General features: G+C 41.2%; 9 protein-coding genes and 1 pseudogene. 6 read left to right on the top strand and 4 right to left on the bottom strand.

What is annotated here, in order from left to right; translation table 11 throughout:
- Positions 1 to 103: 103 nt before the first annotated feature.
- Positions 104 to 724: a TMEM165/GDT1 family protein gene (locus tag HUN01_RS20535; protein WP_181927747.1), complete on the bottom strand. Its 621-nt coding sequence runs from the start codon at positions 722 to 724 to the stop codon at positions 104 to 106.
- A gap of 692 nt (positions 725 to 1,416) precedes the next feature.
- On the bottom strand, positions 1,417 to 2,376 hold the full coding sequence (locus tag HUN01_RS20530) for a protochlorophyllide reductase (RefSeq protein WP_181927746.1): 960 nt from the start codon (positions 2,374 to 2,376) through the stop codon (positions 1,417 to 1,419).
- 332 nt (positions 2,377 to 2,708) lie between these two features.
- Here HUN01_RS20530 and HUN01_RS20525 point away from each other — a divergent pair, with 332 nt between their 5' ends.
- The 5 genes from HUN01_RS20525 to HUN01_RS20505 all read left to right on the top strand — a co-directional run bounded on the left by HUN01_RS20525 (position 2,709) and on the right by HUN01_RS20505 (position 10,999).
- Complete coding sequence (locus HUN01_RS20525; RefSeq protein ID WP_181927745.1) at positions 2,709 to 4,094, top strand: AAA-like domain-containing protein; 1,386 nt, start codon at positions 2,709 to 2,711, stop codon at positions 4,092 to 4,094.
- A 141-nt stretch (positions 4,095 to 4,235) separates the two neighbouring features.
- On the top strand, positions 4,236 to 5,798 hold the full coding sequence (locus tag HUN01_RS20520; RefSeq protein WP_181927744.1) for an AAA-like domain-containing protein: 1,563 nt from the start codon (positions 4,236 to 4,238) through the stop codon (positions 5,796 to 5,798).
- 233 nt (positions 5,799 to 6,031) lie between these two features.
- Positions 6,032 to 8,191 (top strand): DNA helicase RecQ, encoded by a 2,160-nt coding sequence (gene recQ, locus HUN01_RS20515; protein ID WP_181927743.1) that lies wholly within the window; start codon positions 6,032 to 6,034, stop codon positions 8,189 to 8,191.
- A 383-nt stretch (positions 8,192 to 8,574) separates the two neighbouring features.
- Positions 8,575 to 10,461, top strand: a complete 1,887-nt coding sequence (locus HUN01_RS20510) for a S9 family peptidase (RefSeq protein WP_181927742.1) — start codon at positions 8,575 to 8,577, stop codon at positions 10,459 to 10,461.
- A 211-nt stretch (positions 10,462 to 10,672) separates the two neighbouring features.
- On the top strand, positions 10,673 to 10,999 hold the full coding sequence (locus tag HUN01_RS20505) for a PadR family transcriptional regulator (protein WP_238845510.1): 327 nt from the start codon (positions 10,673 to 10,675) through the stop codon (positions 10,997 to 10,999).
- A gap of 122 nt (positions 11,000 to 11,121) precedes the next feature.
- Here the strand turns inward: HUN01_RS20505 and HUN01_RS20500 are convergent, their stop codons facing one another.
- Positions 11,122 to 11,547, bottom strand: a complete 426-nt coding sequence (locus HUN01_RS20500) for a protein tyrosine phosphatase family protein (RefSeq protein ID WP_181927741.1) — start codon at positions 11,545 to 11,547, stop codon at positions 11,122 to 11,124.
- Between the two features lie 141 nt (positions 11,548 to 11,688).
- Between HUN01_RS20500 and HUN01_RS20495 the strand changes: the two genes are divergently transcribed.
- Positions 11,689 to 12,903, top strand: coding sequence for a chromate transporter (locus tag HUN01_RS20495; RefSeq protein WP_181927740.1), 1,215 nt, complete (start codon positions 11,689 to 11,691; stop codon positions 12,901 to 12,903).
- A 42-nt stretch (positions 12,904 to 12,945) separates the two neighbouring features.
- On the opposite strand, the pseudogene HUN01_RS20490 reads toward HUN01_RS20495, so the two are convergent.
- Positions 12,946 to 14,055: pseudogene (locus tag HUN01_RS20490) on the bottom strand (IS630 family transposase).
- Positions 14,056 to 14,268: the final 213 nt, after the last annotated feature.

The following is a 14,268-nucleotide window of genomic DNA, read 5'->3' as shown; positions in this document are numbered from 1 at the left end:
TATGCCCCACTCAGCACTCAGCACTCATGACTCAGCACTCTTGAGGGGCGGTTATTAATTCTTCTCCCCTGCTCCCTGCTCCCTGCTCCCCGACTTCTTCCCCTTACGCTCCCTCAATGGCAGCGAGGACACCAAAGACTAAAAACAGGCATCCGCCAATAAAGGTGATCTGACGCTCAGAAATGCGTCCGGCTATCATTTTGCCGCCGATAACTGCGATCGCAGCACAAATGGCATGTCCTAAAATTGCACCTATTGTCACTCCAATTGGATTATTACCTGCTGCTAGGGCAATCGTGGCAATTTGGGTGCGATCGCCCCACTCTGCCATAAATGTCAAAACAAAGGCTTCTATGATAATTGCCAAGGAAGTCTTTTGCTTTGGTAACTGCAAATCTGCTTTTTTCACCGCAGCTTCGGCTTCTTCTACAACTTCCGTATCACAAGCAGCAGCGGACATCTTACTAGCGTCATACAGCAGCTTGATACCAAAGGCAATAAATAAAGCTATTTCAGCGTAATGAATATAAACTTTTGGCAACAAAGACACCACTTGTCCAAATAGCACCGAAAGGATTGTCATCGCCGCTAAAGCAGATGTCGCACCTATAAATACCAGCCGCCGCGGGTGGTGCATTGCCAAAATCACAGCAATAAAAAATGTTTTATCGCCTAGTTCTGAAACTGTAATTAGTAATAAACCTGCGGTAAAAGCTGTTAACACTCTCTCAAGCTCCTGAAGAATCGTTTACCGATGTGAAGCTTGATGAGAACCAAAAGACCTCACCAAGTTTACACTTTTCGGTGTGAACTTAGTGAAGGTCTCGCTTTCAAATATTTGATTACTTGCCATCTGAACCAGGCTCATCGCCAGTATGTTGATTCAGATGTACTGGCTTTCAAGTTTTTTTGCCAGCAGCTACTCCCCTTCTATTCGAGATGAATTATACATTTTTTATAAGTATAAGTCAAGAGTAGGGAATGAAAAGCCTCAATAATTGAAGAAGAATTCAGAGGTCAGAATTCAGGAGTCAGAATCAATCAGTGGGGGATTCAGACCCGCCACTGTCTTGTTGACCACTAAATCTTCGATTTAGTGGGGGTGCAAAAACACCCTTGCTTGATTCATCCGCCAGTCGCAAAAAATTCATTCTGAATTCTGGCTCCTGACTCCTGAATTCTGTTTTGATTAATTACCAACTCAATAAATAAGACACTATTTCCTACTTTTCTACTTTCTAGAAAAGCCCACATATTTTAAATTTTCTGGCAACCAGTTAAATAAATCTACCAATAAAGTCAGAGGTGACTTAAATAATCACCTCAACTATTCTTTACTTGTACATGATGCCAATTCAAAAAAGTGGATTGATGAATCGATAAATCATGCACAAGGTAACACCAAGTCCTGTGTCATCACGCAAGCCCAACCAATTTTGCGCTTAGTTCCCACATGCGATCGCCTTTGTCGTCATCGCGGGCTTGAGGAGAGACTTTTTGCACGAAAGACTTGCCATCTTTCTTCTGGCGATTTCCCCAACTCCAATAGACACCGGATTGATTATACTCAAGATCGGCAACCACATCTGCAACCCGTTCTCCCGCCAACTCCTGAGACACATATCCTCCAGTGATGTACTTCTGGAATAAGGGGAAGATTTTCTGAAACAGGGGATAGTGGTTTCTAAATAGCGGCGTTTCTGCAACACATCCCGGATAGAGAGAATTGAAGACGATACCGGTTGACTCGTGATAGCGCTCATGCAGTTCCCGCATAGTTAGCACGTTGCAAACCTTACTGTCCTTGTAAGCTTTGACTGGCTCAAATTTCTTGCCATCAATCATTGCGATCGGCTCTTTAAACCCTTCTGCAAAGCCATTTAGTTCGCCCAAATCGGGACGGGGTGGAATCTTCCCACCCAGTTCGTCTGGATTGTGTGTGACGGTTCCTAAAATAACCAGCCTTGGCTCTAAAGATGACTTCTTCAGATCCTCTAGCATCAGGTTGCATAAGAGGAAATGACCCAGATGATTGGTAGTGACAGTTAATTCGTAACCTTCTGGACTGCGTAACGGCTCCTTAATTAAGGGCATATAAATTGCGGCGTTGCATACCAAAGCATCTAGAGACTTTCCACTGGCTCGGAAGTTTTTCACAAACTGGCGAACACTTTCCAAGGAGCCAAGGTCGATATGTATACTGGTATAACTGTTGTAAGGGATTTCCACAGCTTGGGCAGCTTTTTGTGCCTTTGCTAAATCCCGACAGGCCAGCACCACATACCATCCCCTTTCAGCAAGAGCTTTTGCAGCATACAGACCCACCCCCGAAGAGGCACCCGTAATTACAACCGTTGGCTTCTGATGTTGTTCCATTCTGTTCGGACTCCATTGACTGTCTCTAGGATCTCACACCAGTGAGCTATGATTATCACCAGCTTTTCAAAGCTGTATTAGGCTGCACTAACCTCGTACTCCAAGTAAAATTGACTAATTTTTAAAAGAAAAATATATAATTATACAAATAATATTCCAAAAAATATATAAATATAGTAATTATTGTCATGTATTGATAAAGCTAAAAATTGTATCAATGCAATTTTCAGCTTTTCTGTTTTCAAGTATTTTTTCAGATGTATTCAGATGTATATTATTACTAGTCAAAAAAGTATAAGTAAATTTCCTAGCTGTTTAACAATTTATACGCTGTGGATGAGCTTCTACAATCTGTAAAAAAAATTCTGCAAGACAAGCCTCTCGGTTCAATTCAGTGGTTTGTGCTCTATCAATCATGGTTGGGCAAAACTTACGGTGAAATGGCAGAGGCATCAGGCTATGGTAACAATTACATCAAGGAAGTTGGCTCTGAGTTATGGCAAGACCTTTCCATTGCACTTGGAAAAAGAGTAACGAAAAAAAATTTGCATTTAGCCTTGAAAAAACACCTGGAATACGAGATAGCTGATCCGGAAAATCAGATCCAACAAAAGTTCGGCGAAGAATCTAACTTAGAAATGGTTTCTCCAGACTTTTTTTCAGCAAACAAGATAGAATTTCCTAGCGGCCCTGTAGCACTGGGTTCTCCTCTTTACATCAATCGCCCTCCCCTGGAAGAACTTGTTTGTAACGAGATTTTACACCCTGGTTGCTTAATCCGGATCAAAGCACCTAGAAAAACCGGAAAAAGTTCCCTGCTCAATCGGATGATTGCTTATGCTAGGGAGCAAGATTATCAAATTGTCTATTTGGACTTTCAAGAAGCTGATCAAGACGTTTTTGCTTCCCTGGATAAATTTTTGCGTTGGTTTTGTGTCAATGTCAGTAGGCAGTTAAATCTCCTTCCCTGTCTCGATGATTTTTGGGATACGGAAATGGGCAGCAAGGTAAGCTGCAAAATCTATTTTGAAGCATATCTTTTGCAATATATTCATGATAGTCCTGTCGTTTTGGCTTTGAATGAAGTCCATCGGGTTTTTGAACATCCCAATATTGCCCAAGATTTTCTGCCAATGCTGCGATTTTGGCATGAACAAGCAAAGCAAGATCAAACTTGGCAAAAACTGCGGATGGTGGTGGTTCACACAACAGAAATTTATATTCCGCTCAAGCTCAACCAATCACCTTTCAATGTAGGGATAACAATTACACTGCCGCCATTTACCCTCAAACAGATACAGAATTTAGCATTACGTTATGGACTAAATTGTGCAGCAGACTGCGAAGGTGCAAAACGCCTTGCACCCCTACAAGCAATGGTAGGAGGACATCCCTATTTAGTGAGCCTTGCATTTTATCATTTATGTCAAGGTGAAATGACGCTGGAAGTGTTACTAGAAAATGCATCTACACCAGTAGGAATTTACGGTCAGCATTTACGAGAACTGTTGAGCTTACTGCAAAAAGAGTCAGAATTAATGTCAGCTATGCAACAGGTAATTGCAACAGATGAAAAAGTGGAGTTAGACGCGATCGCTGCTTATAAGCTAGAAAGCATGGGTTTGGTTCAACTCAATGGCAATCAAGCTAGCGCCATGTGTGAGTTATATCGTCTTTATTTTAGCCAACAGTTTGGTAAGCAAAATAATGGTTGGTAGTAAGCACTTTAGTGCTTATATTTTACTGCTTATATAAAGAAGGACTAAAGTCCTTACTACGAACTTTGTTATATGAATTTTATCAACTGTTCCAAGACAAGTTTTTTGATTTAGATATAGAACGAATTTAAAATAAATTAAATGAACAATTATCGATACCAAGTTGGTGGCACGCTTACCAGTGACGCTCCTAGCTATGTTGAGCGCAGAGCAGATGTGGAACTTTACGAAGCCTTGAAACAGGGTGAATTTTGTTACATCCTCAGCTGTAGGCAAATGGGTAAATCTTCACTTATGGTAAAAACAAAGCACCGCTTACAACAAGAAGGCTTTAAATGTGCCACCGTTGACATGACTAATATTGGTTGTGAAAATATAACACCAGAACAGTGGTATAAGGGAGTTGTCGGGGACATCTGGTTGAGTTTCAAACTGTTAGGAAAAGTCAATTTAAAAACTTGGTGGCAAGAACAAAATGATATTTCTCTGGTTCAGAAACTCAGTCGGTTTATTTCGGAAAATCTATTAGCTAAGTTTCCGAATGAAAGACTATTTATTTTTATTGACGAAATTGATAGTATTCTCAGCCTAAATTTCTCTGTTGATGACTTTTTTAACTTGATTCGATTCTGTTATAATCAACGAGCAATTGATCCAGAATATCATCGAATTACATTTGCAATTTTTGGTGTGGCGACACCTTCAGACTTAATTCTAGATCGAAATCATACTACCCCATTTAATCTTGGTAAAACCATCCAAATAAATGGTTTTACTTTTGAAGAAGCTCAACCACTATCTTTGGGACTGGATATTAAAGACAATCATCCCCAGAAAGTTTTGAAAGAAGTATTAGGTTGGACAGAAGGACAACCATTTCTTACCCAAAAACTGTGTCGGCTACTTGTAAGTTTATCTCAAGATGATACGGGTAGAAAGCTCAAAATTCCCCCTGGCACAGAAGAATTTTGGATAGAAAATGTGGTGCGATCGTACATAATCGAGAAATGGGAATCGCAAGATGAACCGGAGCATTTGCGAACCATTCGCGATCGCATCCTCAGAAACGAACAATTTGCCGCCAGATTGCTAGGAATTTATCAGCAAATTCTCCAAGGAGTAAAAGTACCAGCCGACGATAGTCGAGAACAGGTAGAACTGTTGCTGTCTGGTTTGGCGATCAAAAAGCAAGGTTTTCTTCAAATCAAAAACCGAATTTATCAAGAAGTTTTCAATTTAGAATGGGTTGGAAAAAAATTAGCTTACTTGCGTCCCTACTACGAAACCTTCAATGCATGGGTAGCCTCAGAGGAAAAGGATAAATCTCGCCTATTGCGCGGACAAGCTTTGATTGATGCCCAAACTTGGGCACATGGTAAAAGCTTAAGCAACTTAGATTATCGATTTTTAGCTGCTAGTGAAGAATTAGATCGACGAGAAGTGCAGCAAGCCTTAGAAGCTGAACGTGCTAAAGAAATCGAAGCACGACTTGCAGAACAACAAAAAAGGCTGGCTCAACAAAAGAAAGCTGCCACAATAGTGACACTTTTGCTCGTGGGTATGACTATCAAGTTGGTGATTTCTATAGTGTGGGGAGTGTCGCTTTTACGAAAGATTGATGCTTTAGAATCACAATTAAAATGTACCCAGATAGGGCATCAGGGCAAAGTAATAAATGCAAATTCTCGCTTAGATGGATGCTGAGTGAATTTTAGATTTTGGATTTTAGATTAAAAGTATGATTATTAGAGAACGCGGTAGAGTATTCCTTGGAAAAGCACTGCTGCAAGCAGATCGTTGATCTTATAGGTTGGCTTGAAGAAAGTACGATCGCCCCAGAGAAACGCAGTTCTTCCTAAAGCTACCGATGATGTGAGTTAAAATCCTGATATCTTCAATAATTACTCACGCAGACAGCCACCGAAAAAGCGATCGCTATGCTTCAGTATCCACATCTCGAACAAGCGCTAAAATATCACTTCGGTTATGACCAATTCCGGCCCGGACAACGGCAAATTATCGAAGATGCGCTGCAAAATCGAGATTTAATGGTTGTGATGCCGACTGGTGGGGGGAAATCTCTGTGTTTTCAGCTACCAGCGTTGTTGAAAAATGGACTAACAGTGGTGGTGTCGCCGTTAATTGCTTTGATGCAAGACCAAGTAGAAGCACTACGAAATAATAATATTAACGCGACATTTCTCAATAGTAGTTTGAATGCTTACAAGGTGCGATCGCGGGAAGAAGCCATCCTCAGCGGTAAAGTAAAATTACTCTACGTCGCCCCTGAACGTCTCCTCAGTGAAAGGTTTCTCCCATTTCTCGATTTAGTTAAAGAAAAAATCGGTATTTCTAGCTTCGCTATTGATGAAGCGCACTGCGTTTCGGAATGGGGACACGATTTTCGTCCAGAATATCGCCAGTTGAAATCTCTGCGGAAACGCTATCCTGATGTTCCTACCGTCGCCCTCACCGCCACAGCAACCGATCGCGTCCGTAGTGATATCATTCAACAACTAGGACTAAAGCAACCTAGCATTCATCTTGCCAGTTTTAACCGTGAAAATCTTTATTACGAAGTTCGTCCTAAAACTAAATATGCTTATGCTGAATTATTAGAACTAATTCGAGAAACTGAAGGTTCGACAATTATTTATTCTTTAACTCGTAAAAAAGTTGATGAACTCACTTTTAAACTACAAAATGATAAAGTTATTGCTCTGCCTTATCACGCCGGATTAAGTGATGAAGAACGTAGTAGTAATCAAACGCGATTTATTCGAGATGATGTCCGAGTGATGGTGGCAACAATCGCCTTTGGAATGGGAATTAATAAACCCGATGTCCGGTTGGTAGTTCACTTTGATCTGCCCAGAAATATAGAAAGTTATTATCAAGAATCGGGTAGAGCAGGTAGAGACGGAGAACCATCTCGGTGTACAATATTTTTCAGCTTTGGTGATGTTAAAACAATTGAATGGAGTATCGATCAAAAAACCGATCCTCAAGAACAGTTGATTGCCAAACAACAACTGCGGCAAATGATCGATTACGCTGAAGGCACTGATTGTCGGCGAACGATTCAACTGGGTTATTTTGGCGAAAGGTTTCCTGGAAATTGCGGTAACTGTGACAATTGTCGTCATCCCAAACCCGTGCAAGATTGGACAATTGAAGCTATGAAGTTTTTATCTTGTGTGGCGCGTTGCAAAGAAAGATTTGGGATGCTACACATAATCGATGTGTTGCGAGGGGCAAAAAAAGACAAAATTCTCCAGTACGAACACGATAAACTTTCTACTTATGGTATTGGTAAAGATAGAACTGTAGATGAATGGCGAATGTTGGGGCGATCGCTTTTACATCAGGGGTTAATAGAACAAACTAGCGATGGTTACTCAGTTTTAAAACTAAATGCCTTAAGTTGGGAAGTAATGCGAAAACAGCGTACAGTTTCGCTAGCTGTAACCACAGTCCAAAAAATTACCTGGGAACAGGGGAGTGAAAAAGCAGAAGTCGCAGAAATATTATTACAGAAGTTGCGATCGCTACGTAAACAATTAGCTGATGAGCAATCTGTGCCACCTTACGTTATCTTTCACGATTCCACTTTAAAATTGATGGTACAGGTGCAACCCCAAAACTTAACTGAATTTGCCAAACTTTCTGGTGTTGGTAGTCATAAACTCGCTCAATATGGCGAAAAGTTTATTACAGAAATTCGCGCCTACCGCCAAGAAAAAGGTTTGCAAAATAAATCTGTTACTTCCGTATCCTCTCCCAACTCATCTTCTTCTTACACCGAATTACAGACATTACAATTGCATCAACAAGGTTTAAATATTGCTCAAATTGCCAAAAAGCGGAACCTTAGTCCGGCAACAGTTAGCAATCATTTAGAAAAATTAATTGAGAAAAATCAGCCAGTTGATTTAAATCAATTAGTACCTTTAGAACATCAACAAAAAATTTGGCAAGTTTTAGAAGTACTCGGTGATATTTCCCTCACTCCCATCAAAGAACAACTAGGCGAAAGCTACACTTTTGATGAAATTCGCCTAGTACGCTGTAAGTGGCGGCGCGAAAATCGCAAGTGATAATTTGCTTATACCAATTCTCTATGAAGATGCACATCATAATACCCCCCTGTAGTCCCCCCGATGCCTTGGGGGGACGGCGATAGCTGGTATATGTCAATACAGTTCAGATAAGACCAAAACACCAAAACACTTGTAGAGACGGCGATTTATCGCGTCTTGAAAACCCACAATTTTGTACTATTAGCCCTTAACCCATTTTGAAGCTAATCGTACCACACCTGGTTTCCTTGTTTTCAGCCTAAACTGCTTTGACTCTACTTTCTTAGTTTCTCACAATAATTTGGTTTATTTACGCCGTACTGTACTAGGTTCATCCAATAGGATGAATTGTCATTTTCACCACCAAGTGACAATAGGGTAGTCAAGTAGAGGATGAAAATATGTCATCTGCTCAAGCGCCCTCCCTAGCACCGCTGATTCCGCGCGAAATTCTGTTTGGGAATCCCGAAAAAACTAGCCCACAACTCTCGCCTGATGGCAAGTACTTGGCATATATTGCCCCTGATGAGAAAAATGTCTTGCAGGTATGGTTGCGAACTATAGGACAAGAAGACGACCAGATACTAACTGTCGATAAAAAGCGGGGTATCCGCATTTTCTTCTGGACTTATAACGCCGACCAGTTAATTTATATGCAAGACTCGGATGGCGACGAGAACTTTCATCTCCACTTGGTTAATATTCACTCCAAGATTGTGCGTGACTTAACGCCATTCCAAGGTGTAAAAGCCGAACTCGTGGAACTGGAACCTAAATTTCCAAATCAAGCGCTGGTAGCGTTGAACTTGAACAATCCCCAAAAGTTTGACGTTTATCGCATCAATCTAAAAAATGGTGCGGTTGAGTTCGACACCGATAACCCCGGTAACATTATCAGTTGGACATCTGATGCCGAGTTTCAAATACGCGCAGCAACAGCTAGCACACCCGATGGTGGTTACGATTTGTTATTGCAGAAACTAGATAAACAGTGGGAAACTCTCCGCCACTGGGGGCCAGAAGAGGAAGGGAATTCTGTTAGCTTCTCAGATGATGACAAAACCCTTTACATTCAAGGGAATCACGATGCTAACGCTAAACGTCTGCTAGCTATTGACCTAGACACCCGTCAAGAAACTGTCATTGCTGAAGATGAACAGTATGATGTCGTGGGAATAATCATTCAGCCATTAACGCGAGTTATCCAAGCAGTTTCTTTTTACAAAGACAAGCAGGAATGGCAGGTAATTGACCAAAGTATCGCTGCTGATTTTGAGAAAATCGCTAAGGTGCGTCCTGGAGAATTCTCTATAATTAGCCGCGACTTGGAAGATAAAACCTGGTTAGTGGCTTATAGAACTGACAATGGGCCAGTTTATTACTATGCATATAACAGGGAGTCCAAAACTAGCACTTTCCTTTTTAGCAACCAACCCAAACTCGAAGCGTTGCAGTTAGCTTCAATGGAACCGATTTCCTACGAAGCGCGGGATGGTTTGACTATCCACAGTTACCTAACAACCCCTGTGGGAATACCTACGCAGAATCTACCAACAGTACTGCTGGTTCATGGTGGCCCTTGGGCGCGGGATGTTTGGGGTTTCTCTCCCACAGCGCAATGGCTAGCTAACCGTGGTTACGCTGTTCTGCAAGTAAACTTTCGCGGTTCCACTGGCTACGGCAAAGCATTTTTGAATGCTGGAAATCGGGAATGGGCTGCTAAAATGCACGACGATTTGATTGATGCTGTTAACTGGCTAGTGGAACAAGGTATTTCTGACCCGCAAAAGATTGCGATTATGGGCGGTTCTTATGGCGGTTATGCCACCCTAGTGGGGTTAACTTTTACACCAGAAGTTTTTGCTGCTGGTGTGGATATTGTCGGGCCGAGTAACCTAATTACGCTGATAGGAACTATACCGCCTTATTGGGAACCGCTGAAGGCAATGCTTTACCATCGTGTCGGTAACTTGGAGACAGAAGAGGAGTTTTTGAAATCGCGATCGCCTTTATTCTTTGCTGACCGGATTCAAAAACCTTTGCTTATCGGTCAAGGTGCAAATGATCCGCGAGTGAAACAATCAGAAAGCGATCAAATTGTTAATGCAATGCAGCAAGCTGGTTTACCAGTGCAATATGCACTTTACACAGATGAAGGACATGGTTTTGCCAGACCAGAAAATCGGTTGCACTTCTTTGCGATCGCAGAAGAGTTTCTAGCCAAATATTTAGGCGGCAGATTTGAACCTTTAGCAGATATCCCTGGTCATTCAGGAATAGTTAAATAAAGTTTCACGCATGGTGGTTAGTGTAATTCACTGACCACTTTTTAGCGGCAAATATTTGAGAAACTTAGATTTCTCACGCTTCCACATCTGCTTAGACAGAAGAATCGAGTCCTGTCGTCATAAGTTTACTAATACTTATGAGGCTGCTTTGAAAGTGGAATAAAAAAATCCCACAATGCCCAGCGCGATATAAGCGAAAATGAAATTCTAAGTGTCGCAAAAGCCTTGCCTAATGGATGGACGAGAGTTCTACTCAAGCTTAATTCGGCTTCACATTCTGCATCATGCAATTCAGGAGCCAATTTTTGGGCTAGGCATTATTGAAGAACTGGCACGTCACGGCTATAAACTCAGTGCCGGAACACTCTATCCAATGTTGCATGATATGGAGCGCAAGGGATACCTATATTCCGTTGAGCAGAGATCGGGACGGCAAAGCCGACGACTCTACCGAGCTACCGATTTAGGAAAAATGACTTTAGAGGATGCTAAAGAAAAGGTACGGGAATTATTTGGCGAATTGTTCGAGGAGTCATGATGAGTGCTGAGTGCTGAGTAGGGAGTAGGGAGTAGGGAGTAGGGAGTAGGGGGAGATGAGAGAAATGAGGGAGTAGGGGAAAACTTTTAACTGCTAACTGCTAACTTCTAACTCAGCACTCTTCAGGAGAGGTTTTCTAAAAACTTCTGGAGATAAGGTTGATCTGGGTTGATATCAAGTTCTTTTGCTCTTGCTAAAACCTGTTCACGGTTCAGCTTTTGTTGAGTTGCAAAGGCAATAAGCGCTAAGGCACTGGCTCGTCCACCGGCACCACAATGAAAATATACAGGAGTCGGCAATCCCTGTAGTTCTGAGAGAACTGTTGCAGTCAAGTTGTCGTTGGCTGAATTTGTCTTGAGTGGAACATTAACATATTCCAGACCTACGGCTTTTGCTTGTTGCTGTTCGTCTACTAACGCTCCAGTTTCATCAAGCGATCGCAGATTAACCACAGACTTATACCCTTCATCAGCAAGCTGTTTTAATGTCTCTGGGGTTGGCTGTCCACCTGCCGAAAACTCATCGCTCACTTTCTTGACATTACTCATATATACTCCGTAATCTCGATTGTATTACCGTGTTTTTGAGCCAATGGCATAGTATCACAAATTAATTTCTAAGTATATAGATTTTCGTTATCGAAATTCGATATCCTAATTTTGTCATCATAATTAATCAGGAAAACTATAGTGACGCAAGAAGCTGAGGATATCCAGAAAGAGCAAGAAGTGGTTTCCTATAAAGTTTTGACTCCCAAACAACAGAAGCAGCGATTAACAGAACTGGCGGCGGTGTTTTTGCGATTGGGGGCGATCGCTTTTGGTGGCCCTGCTGCTCACATCGCCATGATGGATAATGAAGTGGTGAATCGCCGTCAGTGGATGAGCCGGGAGAAACTGCTAGATTTACTGGGAATTACGAATTTGATTCCAGGCCCCAACTCGACGGAATTAGCCATTCACATTGGCTACGAACGAGCCGGATGGCGTGGTTTAGTAGTTGCGGGTAGCTGCTTTATTCTACCTGCGATGTTGATTGTTTGGGCATTAGCCGCCATTTATGCTCGTTATCAAACAGTTCCCCAGGTAGAATGGCTGCTCTATGGAATTAAACCTGTAATTATTGCGATCGTGATTCAGGCTGTGTGGAATTTGGGGAAAAAGGCAGCCAAAGACATGCCTACGATCATTGCCGGGGTGGCAGCAATCATAGGGTATCTAGCTGGCTTGAATGAAATTTTGGTACTGATTTTGCTAGGTATTGCTGTCATGCTACTCAAGAATTGGCAAGCCAGAGGACATACAAGCGGAGCATTCCTGTTACCTATGTCAGGTATTCTGGCGCAGGTTGGTACTACAACAGCAACAGTTACATCAGTCAGTTGGATTAACGTCTTTGTCTTTTTTCTCAAAATTGGATGTGTTCTATATGGTAGTGGCTATGTATTGCTGGCATTTCTGCAACGTGATTTAGTCGAGCGCAATCAGTGGCTCACATCACAACAGCTTTTAGATGCCGTAGCGATCGGTCAGTTTACACCGGGGCCTGTTTTCACCACCGCAACATTTATTGGATATTTGCTAGCAGGAAATGCTGGGGCGATCGCTGGTACAATCGGCATTTTCTTGCCAGCTTTTATGCTGGTCTTGCTGGTTAATCCTTGGGTTCCTAAGTTGCGTCAATCTTCTTGGGCAAGTGGGTTTTTGGATGGTGTAAATGCAGCTTCTCTAGGATTAATGGCAGGAGTCACCTATACATTAGGACAAGCCGCACTGGTAGATTGGTTAACAATTATCATGGCAATTTTGAGTGCGATCGCTGTATTCAGATTTAAAATTAATTCAGCCTGGTTGGTGCTAGCAGGAGGAGCGATTGGATTGGCTTCACACATATTATTTAGCTGAAGATAGCGATACAAAAGCAGTTAAGCTGTTACGCAGCTAAATTTAATAAACAGCATTACCTTTATTTTTAATTTTGCGTTCCCATTTAATAATAAGACCTCCTTCATTTAACAATTTATTTAACAACTCTTCTAGCTGTGATACTGACTCGAACAATCTATGAGCTATATATTCTTTTGCTGAATGCCAAACCAATTCAATCAAATTATAATCTGGACTATAAGGTGGTAGAAATTCCAGGATAATATTTGGCATTTCTGCCTTGATACGAACTAAAATATCTTTTCTTTTATGGAAGCTGGCATTATCTAAGATAATCACTATTTTCGCAGAACATTTATTGAAAGTCTCAATTCTATTTCCTTGCTCTATCCATTCTTGCAATAGAAAATTATTCAAAGATTGAAGCTGCTCATAAAATACATCGGCATTTCCTTTTTTAATCACAAAATTCATTCTCTTCTTGTCGTGATAACGTAACCCTCCCATAATATTTACTCTTCCTCTTCTTCTTTGACCTGTGATTTGTTTCCTTGTACCTTTCTTACCCCAGTTTTTTTCTTCTTATCACTCTTAAACTAAATCCACTCTCATCCCAAAACCATACCTGTAAACGCTCTGGGGGCTTCCTTTGTTATTCTTAAGTATTCTGACAATTTTTCTTTAAATGCCTTACGCATTTCAGGATTCTGTTTGTCCTCTAGGCTGTATTTTGCCCAAAGGTAAACGTACTTTTTTTCGCTCTAATATTCTCCCAACTTGTGAACCACTTAACTTAATTCCTGTTATCTTTTCGAGGTATGTAGCTAGTCTTGCTGCTGTCCAACGACCAAATTCATACCCATACTCTAGTGGCTCTTTTTCAATTATTTCTAATAATAAATCCTCATATTCTTTGGTAACTTTGCGGAAGTTCCCTTCTCTTCTTCCATCTAAAAAACTTTCTAGGTTATCTGGATCGCCGTGAACTGCCCAATATGCTACTGTTGGATATGCAATATCTAAAAACTTACTAATCTCTTGATAAGTTTTTCCATCATTCATTAATAATAAAATCAGAATCTTTTCTCTTACGTAGGGATTTTCATGCTCTTTTAGCGTTTTTAGTAGCCTTTCCTTCTGCTCTTGGGAAAGATGATTTTTTGCTGGCATAGATGGCTGATACTAAATTAATTACTTAATCTAATATTATACAATCTAGCTGCGTAACAGCTTATAAACCTTTTTTGATGAGTGAATTTTAACTTTTTACTTTTGCCTTGCTGGGTATATTGCTTTCTCCGGCTTGGAGTAATCGCTGTGCGGTGTAAATCTGGGAGGATAGTAGAAGTGATCGCAGAAGAGTTTCTCGCCAAATATTTAGGT

It is taken from the genome of Nostoc edaphicum CCNP1411, from assembly GCF_014023275.1.
In the GTDB taxonomy this organism is placed as follows: domain Bacteria; phylum Cyanobacteriota; class Cyanobacteriia; order Cyanobacteriales; family Nostocaceae; genus Nostoc; species Nostoc edaphicum_A.
The sequence above is the reverse complement of the archived record's forward strand: the minus strand, read 5'-3'. Positions and strand labels throughout refer to the sequence as shown.

Bases quoted from the DNA above. Each gene is read 5' to 3' on its own strand.
- HUN01_RS20530 (WP_181927746.1), bottom strand. From the start codon at position 2,376: ATGGAACAACATCAGAAGCCAACGGTTGTAATTACGGGTGCCTCTTCG.
- HUN01_RS20510 (WP_181927742.1), top strand. From the start codon at position 8,575: ATGTCATCTGCTCAAGCGCCCTCCCTAGCACCGCTGATTCCGCGCGAA.
- HUN01_RS20500 (WP_181927741.1), bottom strand. From the start codon at position 11,547: ATGAGTAATGTCAAGAAAGTGAGCGATGAGTTTTCGGCAGGTGGACAG.
- HUN01_RS20520 (WP_181927744.1), top strand. From the start codon at position 4,236: ATGAACAATTATCGATACCAAGTTGGTGGCACGCTTACCAGTGACGCT.
- recQ (WP_181927743.1), top strand. From the start codon at position 6,032: ATGCTTCAGTATCCACATCTCGAACAAGCGCTAAAATATCACTTCGGT.